11 protein-coding genes are annotated in these 18373 nt (G+C 37.8%); 7 read left to right on the plus strand and 4 right to left on the minus strand.

Annotation, left to right across the window (positions count from 1 at the left end; translation table 11 throughout):
• Positions 1–394: 394 nt before the first annotated feature.
• From J8L70_RS10410 to J8L70_RS10425, 4 genes are all read left to right on the plus strand, one after another.
• Positions 395–2194 (plus strand): glycoside hydrolase family 3 protein, encoded by a 1800-nt coding sequence (locus tag J8L70_RS10410; protein WP_211055510.1) that lies wholly within the window; start codon positions 395–397, stop codon positions 2192–2194.
• A 29-nt stretch (positions 2195–2223) separates the two neighbouring features.
• On the plus strand, positions 2224–3024 hold the full coding sequence (locus J8L70_RS10415) for a putative hydro-lyase (RefSeq protein ID WP_211055511.1): 801 nt from the start codon (positions 2224–2226) through the stop codon (positions 3022–3024).
• A gap of 19 nt (positions 3025–3043) precedes the next feature.
• Positions 3044–3781 (plus strand): 5-oxoprolinase subunit PxpA, encoded by a 738-nt coding sequence (locus tag J8L70_RS10420; RefSeq protein WP_211055512.1) that lies wholly within the window; start codon positions 3044–3046, stop codon positions 3779–3781.
• A 1437-nt stretch (positions 3782–5218) separates the two neighbouring features.
• On the plus strand, positions 5219–7231 hold the full coding sequence (locus J8L70_RS10425) for a S9 family peptidase (protein WP_211055513.1): 2013 nt from the start codon (positions 5219–5221) through the stop codon (positions 7229–7231).
• A 673-nt stretch (positions 7232–7904) separates the two neighbouring features.
• Here the strand turns inward: J8L70_RS10425 and J8L70_RS10430 are convergent.
• From J8L70_RS10430 to J8L70_RS10445, 4 genes are all read right to left on the minus strand, one after another.
• Positions 7905–8630: a YebC/PmpR family DNA-binding transcriptional regulator gene (locus tag J8L70_RS10430; RefSeq protein ID WP_211055514.1), complete on the minus strand. Its 726-nt coding sequence runs from the start codon at positions 8628–8630 to the stop codon at positions 7905–7907.
• A gap of 142 nt (positions 8631–8772) precedes the next feature.
• Complete coding sequence (locus tag J8L70_RS10435) at positions 8773–9390, minus strand: HAD family hydrolase (protein ID WP_211055515.1); 618 nt, start codon at positions 9388–9390, stop codon at positions 8773–8775.
• Positions 9391–9643: 253 nt separating this feature from the next.
• Positions 9644–10138: a DUF6702 family protein gene (locus J8L70_RS10440; protein ID WP_211055516.1), complete on the minus strand. Its 495-nt coding sequence runs from the start codon at positions 10136–10138 to the stop codon at positions 9644–9646.
• Positions 10138–12576 (minus strand): M1 family metallopeptidase, encoded by a 2439-nt coding sequence (locus tag J8L70_RS10445; protein WP_211055517.1) that lies wholly within the window; start codon positions 12574–12576, stop codon positions 10138–10140. Before J8L70_RS10445 ends, J8L70_RS10440 begins: the two co-directional genes overlap by 1 nt.
• A gap of 575 nt (positions 12577–13151) precedes the next feature.
• Here J8L70_RS10445 and J8L70_RS10450 point away from each other — a divergent pair.
• The 3 genes from J8L70_RS10450 to J8L70_RS10460 all read left to right on the plus strand — a co-directional run bounded on the left by J8L70_RS10450 (position 13152) and on the right by J8L70_RS10460 (position 18352).
• Positions 13152–13391, plus strand: a complete 240-nt coding sequence (locus J8L70_RS10450) for a hypothetical protein (RefSeq protein ID WP_211055518.1) — start codon at positions 13152–13154, stop codon at positions 13389–13391.
• A gap of 63 nt (positions 13392–13454) precedes the next feature.
• Complete coding sequence (locus J8L70_RS10455) at positions 13455–14702, plus strand: exonuclease SbcCD subunit D C-terminal domain-containing protein (RefSeq protein ID WP_211055519.1); 1248 nt, start codon at positions 13455–13457, stop codon at positions 14700–14702.
• Positions 14699–18352 carry an AAA family ATPase gene (locus tag J8L70_RS10460; protein WP_211055520.1) on the plus strand — a complete coding sequence of 1218 codons (3654 nt, stop codon included), beginning with the start codon at positions 14699–14701 and terminating at the stop codon, positions 18350–18352. Before J8L70_RS10455 ends, J8L70_RS10460 begins: the two co-directional genes overlap by 4 nt.
• Positions 18353–18373 lie beyond the last annotated feature (21 nt).

The raw sequence follows: 18373 nt of genomic DNA on the forward strand, positions 1-18373 counted from the left end.
TAAATGCGGTGTGGTCTTTATGTTTACTAATCTCTAGTAACTTTTTGCTTATGTTAAAAGACTTAACTTTACACCCCAAACAAACCCGATTAAAAAAACACCACCAAAAAACACAAGCAACTGTTATTAAACAAGTTAATTTAAATACTGTTATTTTAACTTTAATATATACCTGCTAATTTTTTGTTTACATTAATTTACAAAAATCATTTCTAAAAACCAATTATTCATGTTTATCAAAACATGCAATTTTTAGCATAACTTATCTCATTGCTGCCTTTGCAGTTGCACTCAAAAATAGTTAAGCTGGCTATCTATAAACACATTTAGCCTGGAGTTTGCTGTGCTAAATAAGCCAGTTATATTTTTCTGTTTGTTATCATTAGGGTACTTAATGCCATTTAATTCTTCATCTGCTGAGCTTTCACTTTCATTGCCTCAACAAATTGGTCAAAAACTGATGCTCGATTTTCGTTACTACTGTGATAATAACAGCGAAAAACAATGTCGTACCCCCATGACTATTTTGCCAAAAGCCTTAGCAGAGGCGATTGCTAAATATAATATTGGTGGCGTTATTTTGTTTTCTGAAAATACGCAATCAATAGAGCAAACCCTATCGCTTAATTACAATTTACAACACGCAGCGAGTCAATCTAGCTCTCAATTACCACTTTTTATTTCGATTGACCAAGAAGGTGGCCGAGTAGCACGCCTTCCCCGAGATGTTGCCACCTCATTCACTGGAAATATGTCGATTGGGGCAACCTATGAACAGCACGGAACATTTTATGCAAAAAAATCAGCAGAAGTTATTGCTGCCGAACTATCGGTATTAGGTATTAATGTAAATTATGCGCCAACGATTGATGTAAACATGAACCCTAATAATCCCGTGATTAATGTGCGCTCTTTTGGGGAAGACCCAGAAAAAGTGGCACTATTAGGTGCGGCGCAAGTTAAAGGGTTTGAAAATAATGGAGTTATAAGCTCGTTAAAGCACTTTCCCGGCCATGGCGATACGAATGTAGACAGCCATACTGGGTTACCCCGCGTTAATCATTCTAAGGCGGTGATATACCAGCAAGATTTAGCGCCATTTAAAGATATTATCGCCAATGAAAACCCCGGTATGATTATGACGGCTCATATTCAGTACCCTGCTCTTGATGATTCAACATTTATCAGTGTTGATGGAAAAAGCATGATAAAGCCAGCAACAATGTCGCGTACTATTATGACTGACATACTTCGAAACGAGTTTAATTATCAAGGCGTTGTTATTACCGATGCCCTTGATATGGCAGGTATTAGCCAATTTTTTGATCCCACTCAAGCCGTTATTAATACATTTTCTGCAGGGGTTGATATTGCACTGATGCCAATAGAAATTCGTAACGAAGCCGATTTATTAAAGCTCGATACATTAATTAATAGCTTAGTGAATGCGGTAAAAAATCAACAACTAAACAGCTCAGAAATAGCTACGTCAACGCAAAGGATTGTTAATCTAAAAAACAAATTTAATTTGCTTAAACAAAAAGACAAGTTAACAGCCTTAGTCGATGCAAAGCGCATTATAGGTAGCAAGGCTCATCGTCAGCTAGAAAGCGAATTAGCACTTGAGGCTGTTACTCAAATAAAAAATGATAACAACTTATTACCGCTCGCGCTAAAAGCACAACAGCATATTCATATAATAATGCCCGACACGCGTAAATGTGCTGCACTTGAACAAGCTCTCATTCCTTTAGTTCCGGCTTCTATTACTTTTAGTTGTAGCAGCTTACAAGGTTTCGATTATAAATTAGCTAACCAGCACATTGCACAAGCCGATATTGTTATTGCGGGTAACGCGACTCCGAATCAAAGTGCCGTGGAAATTGGCGGTATGGATGACTTAGCTGATAATCCTGCCTTTGCTATTGCAAATGGCGATCGTGAAAACCAATTAAAAGCTTTATTAAGCACTGCAAAAAACCATAATAAAAAAGTGGTTTTTATTAGTTTACGAGCGCCTTATGATACAGCGCGATTTAGTGAGTTTAGTGATACAATTTTAGCAACCTATGCATATAATATTGATGTAGATGATGGCACTAACGTATCTGGTCCCGCTTTTAGCGCTCTGGCAAAAATATTAGTAGGTACTGCAATAGCAAAAGGAACTTTGCCGGTCTCTATAAACAACTAACGCGCTTAAATTTTATTTTAGAGGATATTATGCAACACAACGCATCACTCACAACGCCATACTCGATTAGAATGATGATCCGCAATGAGGATTACACCGGAAAAACATCGGGGTTTGTGCCAGGGATGATTCAGGCTAACTTAATTGTATTACCACAACAGTACGCTTTAGAGTTTTTACAGTTTTGCCAAGCAAATAGGCAATCTTGCCCTGTTTTAGCTAGCAGTAAAGTAGCTGGGGCTACCGATTTGCCTGAGCATGTTGCATTTGATCTCGATTTACGAAGTGATTTATCTGGTTATCGGGTTTTTAAACATGGCCAATTATTTAATGAAGTGGCTAATGTTAAAGATATTTGGCGTGATGATTATATTAGCTTTGCACTCGCTTCTTCTTTATCGTTTGAAGAGTCGATACGTAATGCCGGTATTGAAGTACGCAACATAACTGAGTTAAAAAATGCCCCCATGTATTTAACTAATATACCTTGTGAAGCCGTGGGTAAGTTTGCATCTAACCTAGTGGTTAGTATGCGCCCAATGAAGCCTGCCGATGCCATACGTGCAATACAAATATGTTGCCGTTACCCCGATATGCACGGAGTACCTATCCATTTTGGTAACCCAGCAGATATTGGTATTAAAAATATAAACCGCCCTACTTTTGGGGACCCCGTGACAATAAAAGAAGGTGAAGTACCTGTTTTTTGGGCAAGCTCTGCCACGGCAGAAGTGGCGATGATGAATGCAAGAATAGACTCAACAATAACTCAACGTCCTGGGCACATGTTAATCACTGATATAAAAAACAGTGATGTTTCTTTATTTTAATTTATAAGCGATAAAAATTATGAAACTCAATTGCGATTTAGGTGAAAGCTTTGGAGTATGGACTATGGGCCTCGACAGTGAAGTAATGCCTCATATTGATATGGCCAATATTGCCTGTGGGTTTCATGGGGGTGATCCTGATGTGATAGCTCGTACATTAGCGTTAGCCGGTGAACATAAGGTAACAATTGGCGCGCACCCAAGTTACCCTGATCAACAAGGCTTTGGTAGGCGTTCGATGGTGCTTTCATCGCAAGAGCTACAAAACAGCTTACATTATCAAATTGCTGCACTTGAAGGTATGGCAAAGGTGCAAGGTCTTACATTAAGTTATGTTAAGCCTCACGGTGCTTTATATAACGATATGATGAACGACGATGCTATTTTACATACGGTTATGCAAGCAGTTTCAAGTTATCCAAGCACATTAAAATTAATGATTTTAGCAACACAGCAAAGCTCTAAACATAGGCAACAAGCTAAAAGTTTAAATCTTGAGTTGTTACTCGAGGCTTTTGCAGATAGACAATACACCGCGACGGGTCAATTAGTTTCAAGAAAACTATCTGGTAGCGTGCATGACAAAACTGCACTTATCGATCAAGTTTCTCAATTACTCACTTCAAATAGTGTTACTACTCGCTGTAATAAAAAGCTTGTACTTAATGCCGATAGCTTATGTGTTCATGGCGACAACGAGGCAAGTATCGCGCTAATACAAGATATCAAAGCATTAATAGTAGCGACTCAGACATAGTGTTTATTTAACTACTTATACGGCTTTGCTAAATCATGTTTTAGTGCTTTGTCGTTAATTTTTTACTAAATAAAAACTAAGTGATTAAAACATATATGCACAAAGAGGCGCTTCGCTTTAGAGTAAGTTACCTAGTGAATTACTAACTAGATCGTGTTTAGTCTTGTATTTTCACTTCTCATTTACCCTCATTTACTTCTCTTTGTGAGCATTGGTTTTTGTTTTTGATTTGTTAGTGATTAAAGCTAGTGATTAATACATATATGCACAAAGAGACGCTTCGCTCAGGAGACGCTGCGCTTTTAGAGTAGTGACCTAGTGAATTAGTGATTAGATCGTGTGACCTTGTATTTTCACTTCTCATTTACTCTCATTTTCTTCTCTTTGTGAGCATTGGTTTTTAGTTTTTAGTTTTTAGTTTTTAGTTTTTAGTTTTTAGTTTTTAGTTTTTAAGTGATTAAGACATATATGCACAAAGAGACGCTTCGCTCTGGAGACGCTGCGCTTTAGAGTAGTGACTTAGTGATTAGTAACTAGATCTCGTGTATGAATTTGTGTTTTTGGCTTCTCAGCACGCGGTGGCTTCTCTTTGTGAGCATTGGTTTTTGTTTTTGGTTTTAAATGATTCAGTAATTAAGCGATTAAGCCATTATTTGCACAAAGAGGCGCTTCGCTCTGGAGACGCTACGCTTTAGAGTAGTGACTTAGTGATTAGTAACTAGATCGTGTATGAATTTGTGTTTTTGGCTTCTCATTTACCCTCATTTTCTTCTCTTTGTGAGCATTGGTTTTTGTTTTTGATTTGTTAGTGATTAAAGCTAGTGATTAAAGCTAGTGATTAAAACATTTATGCACAAAGAGGCGCTACACTCTGGAGACGCTGCGCTTTAGAGTAGTGTTCAGATCGTGTTTAGTCTTGTGTTTTTCACTTCTCATTTACCCTCATTTACTTCTCTTTGTGAGCATTGTTTTTTGTTTTTGATTTGTTAGTGATTAAAGCTAGTGATTAAAGCACTTATACACAAAGAAGCGCTGCGCTCTAGAGACGCTGCGCTCTAGAGACGCTGCGCTTTAGAGTAGTGACTTAGTGATTAGTAACTAGATCTCGTGTATGAATTTGTGTTTTTGGCTTCTCAGCACGCGGTGGCTTCTCTTTGTGAGCATTGGTTTTTGTTTTAAGTGAGTAATAGCTTTTGTTTTGGTTTTAAGTAATTATGCCGTTATGTAAACCCCCTTTACAGTTTCATTCATAGAGTTAATTAAGGACTTCATCGCATTAAGCTTCTAATTACACACACTGTATTTTATAACTAACCTAACCCACTTCGGTATCGTAAATAGTAGAACATCACACATTACCAACGTTGTAACAAACATACTGACTATCACGTTTACATTGGTAATTATTAAAAAGTATAAAAATAACAAAGGATTTTCATGAAAAAAACATTAGCGATAAGTTTACTTCTCGGCGTTAGTCATTGTGCTTTTGCAAATACACTACAACTGCAAGACGTATTTAATCTTGAGTATGCCAATCAAATTGATATGACCGATGACGGAAAAACGGTTTACTTTGTTCGTAATCGCATGGATATAAAAACAGATCGAAAATTTACAAATATATGGTCTGTTGATTATAAAACAAAACAATTACAGCCACTTACATCTGGCGTGCATATGGATTATGCACCCGTGCTTTCGCCAGATGGACAGCGTTTAGCATTTATATCAACCCGTGATGGCAGTAGCCAAATTTATATGAAGTGGCTTAAAACCGGTGCAATTGCAAAAATAAGTAACTTAACCAGCAGTCCACACTCATTAGTTTGGTCACCTGATTCAACAAAAATTGTATTTGGCATGTTTGTACCCAGTGCCGCTTCAGCGCCTGTCAGTTTGCCCGGAAAGCCTCAGGGAGCAACATGGGCAGAGCCAGCTAAATTTATAGACGATGTTTTTTACAGAGCCGATGGCGGTGGATATTCCAAAAAAGGCTATAGCCAATTATTTGCAATAGAAGCAAATGGCGGAAACGCGCAACAATTAACCCATGATAATTTTGATAACGCTGGAATGGTAAGCTTTAGCGCCGATGGAAAGTCACTATATTTCTCGGCTAATAGACATAACAATAACCAATTAAAGCCTACTAATAGCGATATCTATCAACTTAATTTAGACACATTAAACATAAAAGCAATCACCGATAGAAATGGCCCCGATAACCAACCTAAAATATCGCCCGATGGTCGTTACTTAGCGTATACCGGTTATGATGATAAACGTACAAACTATGAAAATACACAACTGTATATTCGTAATTTAAAAACCGGTAAAACAGCTAGCTTAACGCCAAATTTTGACCGTAGCGTGGGGCAAATAAAGTGGAGCAGTAATTCGAAAGGGATTTATTTTAGCTATGCAGATAAAGGCCAAACAGCATTGGCTTATCAACCTCGTAGCGGCAACCGAAAAGTACTTACAGAGCAGCTAGGCAGCGTTTCTTTTGGTCGTCCATATTCGGGCGGTGACTTTGATGTAAGTGCCGAAGGTGAACTTGCATTTACTTTGGCCGATACCCAGCGCCCTGCCGATATCGCTACGATAAAACGCAAAAAAGTACATAGGTTAACTCAATTAAACAACGATGCGCTAGGTAACACAGAGCTGGCTAAAGTAGAGCCTATTTGGGTTAAGTCGAGTCACGACCAATTGCCAATACAAGGTTGGGTGGCATATCCTCCCGGTTTCGATAAATCTAAAAAATACCCGCTCATTCTTGAAATACATGGTGGGCCTGTCGCTAACTATGGCCCCCATTTTAGCGCTGAAGTACAACTGTATGCAGCGAAGGGAAATGTGGTGCTCTATATGAACCCACGAGGCAGTGATTCGTATGGTAAAGAGTTTGCCCAAACGATTCATCATAATTACCCTAGTAACGATTTTGACGACCTAATGAGTGGTGTAGATGCCCTTATTAAAAAAGGCTACATTGATGAGTCTAAACTGTTTGTTACCGGTGGCTCTGGTGGTGGTGTTTTAACGGCGTGGATTGTTGGCCACACAGACCGCTTTGCCGCAGCGGTTGTTGCTAAGCCAGTGATTAATTGGATCAGCTTTGTACTAACTGCCGATTTTTATCCGTTTTTTGCAGATTATTGGTTTCCGGGTAAACCATGGGATCATATTGCGCATTACATGAAACGATCTCCAATTAGCTATGTCGGTAACGTTAGCACCCCTACAATGTTACTGACAGGTGAGTCTGATTACCGCACACCGATTTCAGAAACCGAGCAGTTTTATCAAGCATTAAAGTTACAAGGTGTCGACACTGCGATGGTACGCATACCTAACGCGTCGCATGGTATTACTAAACGCCCTTCTAACTTAATGAGTAAAGTGGCCTATATTCAGTGGTGGTTTGATAAACACAGTAAATAACTTTATATACTCCATAGAGTAAATTTACTTTACAGGTAATATAATTACACATCGGTATACCTACAAAAAGCCACAGTTTATACTGTGGCTTCTCTTTAAAATTAAACTGTAAACCCCCTTTACAGATAAAACCCCATTAAATATCGGACTTAAGAGAAATTCAGTTAGTAAAATTTCGGTTTAACTTATTATTTTACTTTTGAGTTAGTAAAAAATCGGTTTGAGCCACTGTTTACAACCCCTCAGTTAGTAAAAATTTGGTTTATAAGGCTTATAAGTTAGTAAAAATGTGGTTTATTAAACACTGTAGAAAGCTAAAAATATAAAAATAATTGTAAAATGCGCTAAAAAATCGAATATTTTAATGATAAAGCATTCGATTTTGCCGGTGTTACACCGCTTTACAGTATTCTTAGTTAAATGCTGATCTAAAAATACTAAACTTAGTTAAAACCTGATCTAATACTACACCTTGGTTAAAACCTGATCTGATAATTAAACGCAAACGAAGCAAAGGGTATTTAAGGTTAATAAGCTTATACGATGTGCAGTGACACCGATGCTTTTGCCCGCTGTGACCTTGCTGTTTTAAGTCCAATAGCAAAAACACGAGATATAAAAAAACGCATTAGCGTTAACCAATGCGTTGTTTAATTAAATCGAGTCTAGCGAATTAGTTTTTTATAATCGCGTTGTGATATACATTTTGCACATCGTCGCAATCTTCAAGCATAGCAATAAACTTATCAAAATTAGCAATAACTTCTTCGTCGCTTATTTCAATATGTACTTGTGGTACAAACGTAATTTCATCAACTTCAAAGTTTATCTCAGGAAATGCGTCTTCTAATGCTGTTTTAGCTTTAAAATATTCTGTATGAGGGGCAAAAACCGATACTTTTCCATCTTGCGCTTCAACGTCGGTCACATCGACATCTGCCATCATTAATGCTTCAAGTACTACTTCGTCGTCATTACCCGAAAAGCCCAAAACAGCAAAATGATCAAACATATGCGCAACACAGCCAGGAGTACCAATTTTAGACTCTGTTTTAGTAAAAGGTAAACGCACATCTTTAATCGTTCTATTTGGATTGTCGGTTAAACAATCAACGATCACCATACAGTTACCCGGACCATATCCTTCGTAACGTGCTGTTGCATAGTCTTCCCCTGCCCCACCGGCTGCTTTTTCTATTGCTTTTTCGATGACATGTGCAGGAACTTGGTCTTTTTTGGCTTTTTCGATTAATCGACGTAATGTTAAATTTACATCTGGATCGGGTTCGCCATTTTTGGCTGCTACGTAAATTTCTTTACCGTATTTTGAATTAATTTTTGTTTTTGCATTGGCTGTTTTAGCCATAGAGCTTTTACGAACTTCAAATGCTCTGCCCATCTTACGCCTCTGAATAATTCATTATTTGTAATTATTTTATCAACTCACAACCTATTGGGCTAGCGTTAAACTGTACTTTTAAACCTTGTTATTATTTTTATAATACAAACTAACTTGCTAAATAAGTTTATAAACAGCCAATTTAACATAATTCTTTTTCAGCAGCGTAACTATCAACTAACGTTACTAATTCGTGCATATTGTGAATGACATAGTCGGCTTCACTGGCAAAAGTAGGAGCTTGCCCTGGTACATACAAGCACGCCCGCATATTAGCATTATGCGCCGCTTGAATATCATATAAATAATCACCCACATAAATGATATTGTCGCTATGAATATTCCACAAACTGGCAATACTTTTTAACGCCGTAGGATCGGGTTTAGCAGGGCCGTCTTCGCGAGTCAGTACTATATCGATAGGTAATGGATTATTTTTAAGCTTAAGCGTGGCTGCTTTTTCAAAATTGCGGGTAACAATAGCCATAGGGATATTATTATTATGCAAAGTAGAAATAGCCTGAGCAACACCGGGTAACAAAGTGGCACTTTGTGCATCGAGTAGTTCGTGTTGATGCACAATATTAATTGCCTCTTCTCGCATATACGGTGAAGGTAAACTATCAATATACGCCAGTAAGTCTTTATCTTTTGGGCAACCAACTTGTGCTTTAATAAGTGCAAAATCTAATTCTGATGAAACCAAGGTTCCATCTAGATCAAAAATAACACCTTTTATTGCCTCTATATGATGTGTCATGTATTTCCTTGAGGTCATGATTGGGTTATTCGCATTATATCAATAATCGTCTCTTTTTTAGGTAACTTTACCAAACTTTACATTCGGCCAAATTCAGTTTTAACCATCGATTAAAATAAGGTAACGCCTTAGTTTTAAACCCTAAATGCTATTTACACATACACAAATAAAAGCATAAGTTCTGACTATTTGTTTTATAAAAAGGCAAAAAAAAACGCATGCCTAGGCATGCGTTTTTATAATTATAACGGGTTTATTTACTTTCAAATCGAGCTTCAAGCCATGTATCGTCTTCGCTAAATTGCAACGTTTTAATTTTACCTTGCCCTTCAACATTAACCATATTCACTTGTGAAGGCCATAAATCACGCAGAGCGCCATTACTCATACGAATTCCCTTTATTGTTTCAGGGATGGCAACTTCTTGGTATACCCAAACAAATTTGCCATCTATTTGCGCTCCTACCGAGTTTAGCGTGAGTGCCTCACCGGTTAAAGTTTGTAAGGCAATGTGCGACTCAACATACTGCGCAAAACGCTCTAAATCGGCCTCGTTACTGAGTATATCGGCTTTACCTTTAAATAAATGCTCAACCGCATGTTCAGTATCGTGCAAATAAAATCGATGCATTAACTCAATATTATGCGTGCGATGATTAAATAACACCGTAGTAACCGATGCCTTTAACTGATGCGCCATACTTGGCACAGCAGCTAAAAGACATGCAATAACAACAAGCCAACGCATTACTGTGATTTCTCAGTTTTGGTTTCTTCGTCGTCTTTTTTCAGTTCAGTTTTAATATCTTGCATGATATCGCGACTTACTTTTGCCTTACTTTTTTCCCTTTTGTATGTTTCGATACGCGAAGGAATAATACGGCGCGGGTAGTTATTGTTTTCAACATCAACATCAGCGGTTTCCCAGCCTGGATCGACGCTTACAGATACAAGCGGTTTATCTTTATCGGTTACAATTAACTTTTGAACATTTTTATAGTTACGACGCCAAATTTCAGCAGGGATATAACGCGATTCTTTGCTGCCATCTTCGTAAGTTAGCTCAAGTAAAATAGGCATAACTAAACCGCCTAAATTAGAGAACTCCATCACATAGTAGTTTTTATCTTCTGCTACAGCGCGGTCAAGTGTTTTACGTTCCCATGGCTCTAAGCCTTTAAGGAATTTATTGTACTTATTACGCTCTTTATTTGTAACAGTAAAACGGTCGTTTTCGTCGTAGAAATCGCTAACATCTGGGTTGTTTTCTACCCATGTTTTTTTACCTTCTGCGCGGTTACGTTCAACAAATAATGAGCTAGGTTTGTCGTTTTCAATATCGCGAAGACGATTAAAATCAATATCAGGATTTTTGGTATCTAAACGCAGTTGATACACTTTATCTAATGAAATATCTACATGGTCAGTACTGTAGAACCAGCCACGCCAAAACCAATCTAAATCAACACCTGATGCTTCTTCCATTGTACGGAAAAAATCAGCCGGAGTAGGGCGCTTGTATTTCCAACGTTGTGCATATTCTTTAAAGGCGAAATCGAATAACTCACGCCCTAAAATCACTTCACGTAGAATATTAAGTGCAGCAGCAGGCTTAGTATACGCATTAGGACCTAAACGTAGAACACTGTCTGACTGGGTCATAATAGGTACTTGTGTTTCAGACTTCATGTAAGACACGATATCACGAGGTTCAACACCCCACGGGATCGTTGGATCCCATTCACGCCCAGCAACACCATCTAAAAAGCTATTTAAACCTTCATCCATCCATGTCCACTGACGTTCGTCTGAGTTAACAATCATAGGGAAGTAAATATGACCTACTTCATGGATAACAACACCAATTAAAAAGCGTTTTTCAGCTTGAGAATAAGTACGCGTGCCATCATCTTGTAAATCAGTACGAGGACCATTAAAAGTGATCATTGGATATTCCATACCACCTACCGGGCCGTTTACCGATTGAGCCACAGGGTACGGATAATCAAACGAGTACTGTGAATACACTTCCATGGTATGTACTACCGCTTCGGTAGAGTATTTTTTCCATAAGTCGCCACCTTCTTTAGGGTAAAACGACATAGCCATAACTAAAGGTTGTTCTTTGCCACCTTGGTTATAACCTTTAGCATCCCACATAAATTTACGTGAAGAAGCCCATGCAAAGTCACGTACATTTTCTGCTTTAAAATGCCATGTTTTTGTTTTATTAGTGCCTTCTTTTTCGTTTTCTAGCGCTTCTTCTTCGGTCACAATAAAGACAGGACGTTTTGATTTTTCAGCTTGCTTTAAACGTTTACGTTGCGTGCTAGTTAGTACTTTACTTGGGTTATCTAATTTACCCGTTGCAGATACTATGTGATCGCTCGGTACTGTAATTTCTACATCGTAGTCACCAAACTCAAGCGTAAACTCACCACGGCCTAAAAATGGCTTATTGGTCCATGCTTCATAATCAGTATAAGCAGCTAAACGAGGAAACCATTGTGCAAGTAAGAAAATGTCATTGCCATCTTCTTCAAAATGCTCGTAACCTGAACGTGCATTTACCGCATCTTCTTCAACAATGTTAAACGCAAAGTTCATGCTAAATTCAACGTCTTTACCTGGTTTTAGCGGTTCGTTTAAATCAACACGCATTAAGGTATCAACAACCGTTATTTTAAGCGGCTTACCATCTTCGTCTTTCACATTAGTGATAGTGTAACCAAGTTCGTTATCGCTCATAAATTGCTGACGACGAAGCTCTGTTAAACTTAATTTAGCGGGTTTAGCAGCAGGAAAGCTTTTTAACGTACTGTTAAAGGTTTTAGTTGTTTCGGCGATAGAGTCGCTTTTAAAAATATTTTGATCTAATTGTAACCATAAATATTTTAATGTGTGTGGTGAATTATTTTTATATTCGATTGTTTGTTCACCAGTTAAACGACGATTTTTTTCGTCTAACTTTACATCAATATCGTAGTTAACACGCTGTTGCCAATAATTCTCAGCAGGCGCACCGGCTGCACTGCGATAAACATTAGGCGTTGGTAACGCCTCATCTAACTGGCGAAATTTATCAACAAACGAACCTTTTGTTTGCTCAACTGACGATGCCATAGCGCCATTTGATAACACTAAGGGCAATATAAATGCGCTCAATGTAACAATTGTTTTTTTCATTTTTAATCCCTGGGTATTTTGGAGTGTGTACTTTGACAAAAATAAGCTATATGTTCAATAAATTAACGATAAACAACCATTTTTTTAAGGTGGTATTCAGAGCACTTAATTAAGTGATTTATTGCCATAAACACCAAAACTGTAAAGGGGGTTTACACTAAAAAAACGATGCTTTAAGGAGTTGCTTTTAAAACAACAACATACGATATAACATAACAATAAAGCCTTAAAAATTGATGAGTTAAGTCATAGTAAAATGGCAATAAAGCTAAGCTCACCCAAATGACTATTTAAAATACCACTTTTACAACCGCCTTTAACATTTGCTCTTAAAGTTTAGATATTTTATCTATGCATATAATGGAATAAAAAACGCTAAAACACTGTGTTTTTTGGCCTATAAATTGCCGTAAAGCGGTTAAAATAACAAAGCACTCAAATATATTTCACTTTAATAAATTTTTTGTTGATATTTGTTTGTGTTTATATGTAGAATCTCCCACTTTTTTAATTTGAGCATTATTTACAGGTAGGTTTTTGCTCAAAAAATTAGATAAAAATATCTCGGTGGGCGTATGGATTTTTACATCCTAAAAAAACAACAAGAACTCATTGCAATACCTGCAAACACAGGTAATTGTAAACAATACCTAGATTCTGGCTATTTTTATATTGATAAAATAGCTGCTTGTAATGAAACTAATGCGATTAAGGCATTACAAATTAAACAAAGTAAGTCACTAAAAGGGCCTTTGCTTGCCTCAACAGTGGCATTAATATTAATTATAAGTACATGTTGGCTTATATTTAGTTAGGCCCTTGCATCTTATAGTTGGTTGGGTATATTGACGCTCTTAATGGTTTTTTAAGAGTATGACATGAAAGTTCTCCATACCTCCGACTGGCACCTTGGCCAACAGTTTTACGAGCACGATCGTCGCGATGAGCACGGGGCATTTTTTACTTGGCTGCTCAACACCTTGGTAGAACAACATATTGATCTTCTACTCATTGCTGGCGATATTTATCATACTGCCACACCCGCTGCTAGCGCCGAAAATCAGCTGTATCAATTTATAAAAAATGCAAAAAAACAATGCCCGCATTTACATATTGTGATTATTGCGGGAAATCACGATTCAGCAAATCGAATATTAGCGGCTCAACCTTTACTTGCACAGTTTGATACACAGGTAGTAGGGCGCTTTGATCCAAGCACACCACAAAATGTAGTTTTAACGGTTAAAAATAACAATAGCGACGCCATTATAATCGCTATGCCGTTTTTACGCGCAAGCGATGTCAGCTCATTAAGCCATACAGATAATGGTCCAAGCTATGCCCAAGGTGTTGCTAAGGCCTACGAACTCGCCCTGACACATGCAAGCCCTCTCACTAATAACACCAGCCCCTTAATTGTAATGGGACACTTACACGCTAAGGGGGGTGATATATCGGGCGATTCTGAACGAAACTTAGTGATAGGCGGTGAAGAAGCAATTTCAGCCAATGTATTTCCTGAGCAAGCTCACTACGTCGCATTAGGTCATTTACATAAAGCACAGCAAGTGGCTAAAAACGATAAAATTAGATACAGCGGTACCCCCATTCCTATGTCGTTTTCGGAGCGAAACTATACTCATCAAGTTAATATCGTAGAGTTTACGACTCATAAAAACGAACCAATTAGCACAACTGTAAACCCCCTTTACATTCCTCGCTCTGCCGATGTTATTGTATTACCAAAAGGAGAGTGTGTGCCTGTTGCGCAATTATGCGAACAAATTAAATCACTCGATACATCAGGATATGACATTGCACCTTATTTAAGAGTGAAATTAAAATCGAGCGATACCGACACCACCTTTAGAGAACAAATAGAACAAGCGCTAGAAAATAAAAATATACAGTTTTGTGGTATAGAGCGTGTACGAGAACAACATAATCACGATTCAGGGTCACCTGTTTTTGAAGATTTAACTGAAGTTGAAATGCTTAATCCCATTAATTTATTAGAGCAAGCATTTGCAAACGATAAAGATATGGCTGGTCAAAGTGTTCCTGACGAACTTAAAACCTTATTAAGTGGTGTTATTAGTGAATTGGCGGAGCAAGAACAACTATGAAAATAACCGCAGTACGCATTCATAACTTAGCCTCAATTGTCGATGCTGAAGTCGATTTTACTAAAGCTCCACTCAAAGATACCGGTTTGTTTGCCATTACAGGTGATACAGGAGCCGGGAAAAGCACATTATTAGATGCTATATGCCTTGCCCTTTATACTAAAACGGCGAGATTAGGTGGCGACAGAGGCACTAAAGTTGATTTTCAAGGTGATACAATAAGGCTTAACGATGCCCGAAATTTACTACGAAGAGGGACCGCTAACGGCTTTGCCGAAGTAGACTTTATAGCGCAAGACAAACTACATTACAGAGCGCGTTGGAGCGTTAATCGCTCACGAGGAAAAAGCAATGGTAACTTGCAAGCGGCACAACACACTCTACACTTACTTCCCGACGAAGCACTCATTACATCAGATAAAAGTAAAACCCTAAAACAAATAGAAAGCAAAATAGGGTTAAGCTTTGACCAATTCTCGCGAGCGGTATTACTTGCACAGCACGAGTTTTCGGCATTTTTAAAAGCGACTGCAGATGAACGTGCACAATTATTAGAATGCCTTACGGGGACAGATAAGTTTAGCTTAATAGGTAAACGTATTTTTGAACGCCATAAAGAGCTCAAAGATGAACTTGCGTTATTACAGGCAAGTTTAAGTAGCTACACTTTGCTTTCAACAGAAGAACTAACAAGCAAAACCGATGAATTGGCGCAAATTGAACAGCAAATTGCGCAAAATAAACTATTAATTACCTCTACAGAGCAAGATTTAAATTGGTACAAACATACCCACACTTTAGAGCAAGCACTTAATACAGCGCAGCAACAGTATACAAAAGCAAGCAGTGATGTTGCCACAATTGAAAAGCAGAGCGAGCAGGCTAAACAAGCTAAAAGTGCGCAAGTAATAAAAGATAACCGCCATCATTTTAAACATTTAAATGAACAAAATGCGAACTTAGAGCAACAGATCAGTGCATTAAATAAAGTTAAGTATGCAGAGCAAATAAATAACCTTAATAGCCAGCTTTTAACACATACGCAGCAGCTGAGCCATTTAAATGAACAAAAACAAGCCGCGGTACCGGTGATTGCACAAGCACGCGATTTAGATAGTAAGCTCGCGTTAAATGAGCAAAAGGTGCAAGCAGCACAAGCTCAAATAGTAAAACAAACATCATTATGCGATGAACTCAAAACGAAACTTAACAACAGTAAAACACACTATAACCTTGCTACAACACACGCTAAAACAAATCAGCAATGGTTAGATAAAAATAAACAATTGAGTTTACTGGCAAAAGATTGGAGTTTTTATCAACAAAGTTTTAATTTGTTTTTTGATACGCAACAACAAGCAAACCTAAACCTAGCGCAAAGTAAAAAAGTAGACGCAGAGCTAAATGAATATACAGCTCAGTTAACACAACAAGCAGATAAAGTTAAACAACACGAACAATCATTAAGTAATGATAAAAACACCTTAAATAACATAAGCAATACATTAAAAACCGTTAATCTTGCACACTGCGATAGCTTGCTTAAAGGCATTGATTACTTAAAAGAACAACGAGAGCGCTACAAGCAGCTAAGTATGGAGCTGAAGCACAGCGTGCAACAGCAGCAAAATAAACAGCTGCAATTATCGCAAAGTGAGCAGCAAATAACGTTATTACAACAGCAGCTTACAAGTAATGAACAGCAATTAAAAAGCAGTGAATTTGCCTTACAGCAAGCCCAATTAAGAGCAAGCGAAAATGTAGCGCATTTACGTGCACAACTAAAAGACAATCAAGCATGTGCGGTATGTGGCTCAACAGAGCACCCTTATGCAAGCACACAAAACACCGCATTCAATACGCTTATCGCTGACTTTGAACTGGCTTTTAATAACGCAAAACAACAGTATGACAACATACAAGCACAGTATCATAGCCAACAGACTCAGCACGCCGTGTTCTCTGCTGAGGATAAAAAATTAACGCAAGATATTGCTAGTGCTAAAACCAAGCAACAACAAATAAAAGAGGTAATGCAAAGTGCTCGCAACGAGTTAAATGAGCTCACACCTAGTGAGCTTGATGAAAAATATAAACAGCTTTTAGAGCAAAAAGAGTATTACTACGAGCAGCAAAATCAACAACATGCTTTACAAGATAAGATTAATACATTGCTTGATGTATTAAAAAAAGAGCAGCAACAACTTCAGCATATCACTACAAAGCAACAAGCGCTTAGTCATAAAAAAAGCGAACATAATGCAAAGCAAACAGAGTTAAATAACCAGCTTAAAACGCTAACCGATACCCTTAATAACGAATTAAAAAATAGTGAGTTTTGGCAGCAATTACAAAATAATACATTAACCGTAAGTACACTTGAGCAGTCGGTTATTGAGTATCAGCACACGCAGGTTCAATTAGATCAAAATCAAAAGCTAATAAATACTGAAAACGAAAAAATTAGCCAATTAACACCGCTAATTAATTCTAACGAGCAAACACTTAAAGAACTCAATGACGAGCTTAATGCTGCACAAACACAGTTAAGTACGATTAAAACACAACGTTTAGCCTTATTTAACAACGAAGAGATTAGTGCAGATCAATATCAGCTAAGACTCGACACACAACTAGAGCAAGCACAAGAGCAGTTAAATGACTGTCAAAAGGCATTGAACACGGCAATAAAACAGCGCGATGAACATGCGTTAACCCTTAAAAATCTACAACAACGCTTACACGATAACAGCCAAGAGCTAGTGAGTATTGAACAACGCTATAATCAATGGTTTATTGAGTTTAAAGCACAGTATAACGACATAACTGATGAAAAAATAAAAGCATTACTTAGCTTTACCGATGAAGAAATTAAGGCGCAGTTAACGCAGTTCGAGTTATTAGCTCAAACGTTAACGGATACTAAGGCACAATTAAAACAGCAACAAAACACGCTTAATTTACATTTAAATAATGCAAAACCAGCTAACCCAGAAGCGCAGTTAAGCAATGAGCTAACTCAATTAACCGAGCAACTAACGGGATTACACAAGTCTCAATTACAAAACAATACCGTGCTTGAGCAACATAAAAAAAATGCAGTGGCATTGGCCGATAAGCAAACGTTATTAACGACATTGCAAACACAACTCGAGCAATGGCACGTACTTAACAAAGTACTGGGCGACGCAACAGGTAAAACCATGCGTAACTTAGCGCAAACTCAAACATTAAAAATACTATTACAGTATGCTAATAGTCACTTAAATACGTTAAATAAACGCTACGAGCTAACCGCGATTGAACAATCGTTAGATATAGCCATTATTGACCGTGACATGGCTGATGAACAACGCTCGGTAAATACCTTATCGGGTGGAGAATCATTTTTAGTATCGCTGGCATTGGCTTTAGGGCTTGCGTCACTGTCTTCTAATAAAGTGCAAATAAACTCGTTATTTATTGATGAAGGCTTTGGCACGTTAGATAGCGAAACGTTAAGTGTGGCTATGGATGCGCTTGATTCGCTGCAAGCACAAGGCAGAAAAGTCGGGGTGATATCGCACGTAAGCGAAATGAGCGAGCGAGTCGCAACACAAATTCATGTAAGTAAAAAACCAGGTGGGTATTCCACAATCGACGTTATATAAAAAGTTAAGGGAGACAGAAAC

Origin of the sequence: Pseudoalteromonas sp. MMG010 (assembly GCF_018100905.1) — a bacterium.
GTDB lineage: Bacteria > Pseudomonadota > Gammaproteobacteria > Enterobacterales > Alteromonadaceae > Pseudoalteromonas.

Bases quoted from the DNA above. Each gene is read 5' to 3' on its own strand.
- J8L70_RS10445 (WP_211055517.1), bottom strand. From the start codon at position 12,576: ATGAAAAAAACAATTGTTACATTGAGCGCATTTATATTGCCCTTAGTG.
- J8L70_RS10415 (WP_211055511.1), top strand. From the start codon at position 2,224: ATGCAACACAACGCATCACTCACAACGCCATACTCGATTAGAATGATG.
- J8L70_RS10410 (WP_211055510.1), top strand. From the start codon at position 395: ATGCCATTTAATTCTTCATCTGCTGAGCTTTCACTTTCATTGCCTCAA.
- J8L70_RS10435 (WP_211055515.1), bottom strand. From the start codon at position 9,390: ATGACACATCATATAGAGGCAATAAAAGGTGTTATTTTTGATCTAGAT.
- J8L70_RS10440 (WP_211055516.1), bottom strand. From the start codon at position 10,138: ATGCGTTGGCTTGTTGTTATTGCATGTCTTTTAGCTGCTGTGCCAAGT.
- J8L70_RS10420 (WP_211055512.1), top strand. From the start codon at position 3,044: ATGAAACTCAATTGCGATTTAGGTGAAAGCTTTGGAGTATGGACTATG.
- J8L70_RS10430 (WP_211055514.1), bottom strand. From the start codon at position 8,630: ATGGGCAGAGCATTTGAAGTTCGTAAAAGCTCTATGGCTAAAACAGCC.
- J8L70_RS10460 (WP_211055520.1), top strand. From the start codon at position 14,699: ATGAAAATAACCGCAGTACGCATTCATAACTTAGCCTCAATTGTCGAT.
- J8L70_RS10450 (WP_211055518.1), top strand. From the start codon at position 13,152: ATGGATTTTTACATCCTAAAAAAACAACAAGAACTCATTGCAATACCT.
- J8L70_RS10425 (WP_211055513.1), top strand. From the start codon at position 5,219: ATGAAAAAAACATTAGCGATAAGTTTACTTCTCGGCGTTAGTCATTGT.
- J8L70_RS10455 (WP_211055519.1), top strand. From the start codon at position 13,455: ATGAAAGTTCTCCATACCTCCGACTGGCACCTTGGCCAACAGTTTTAC.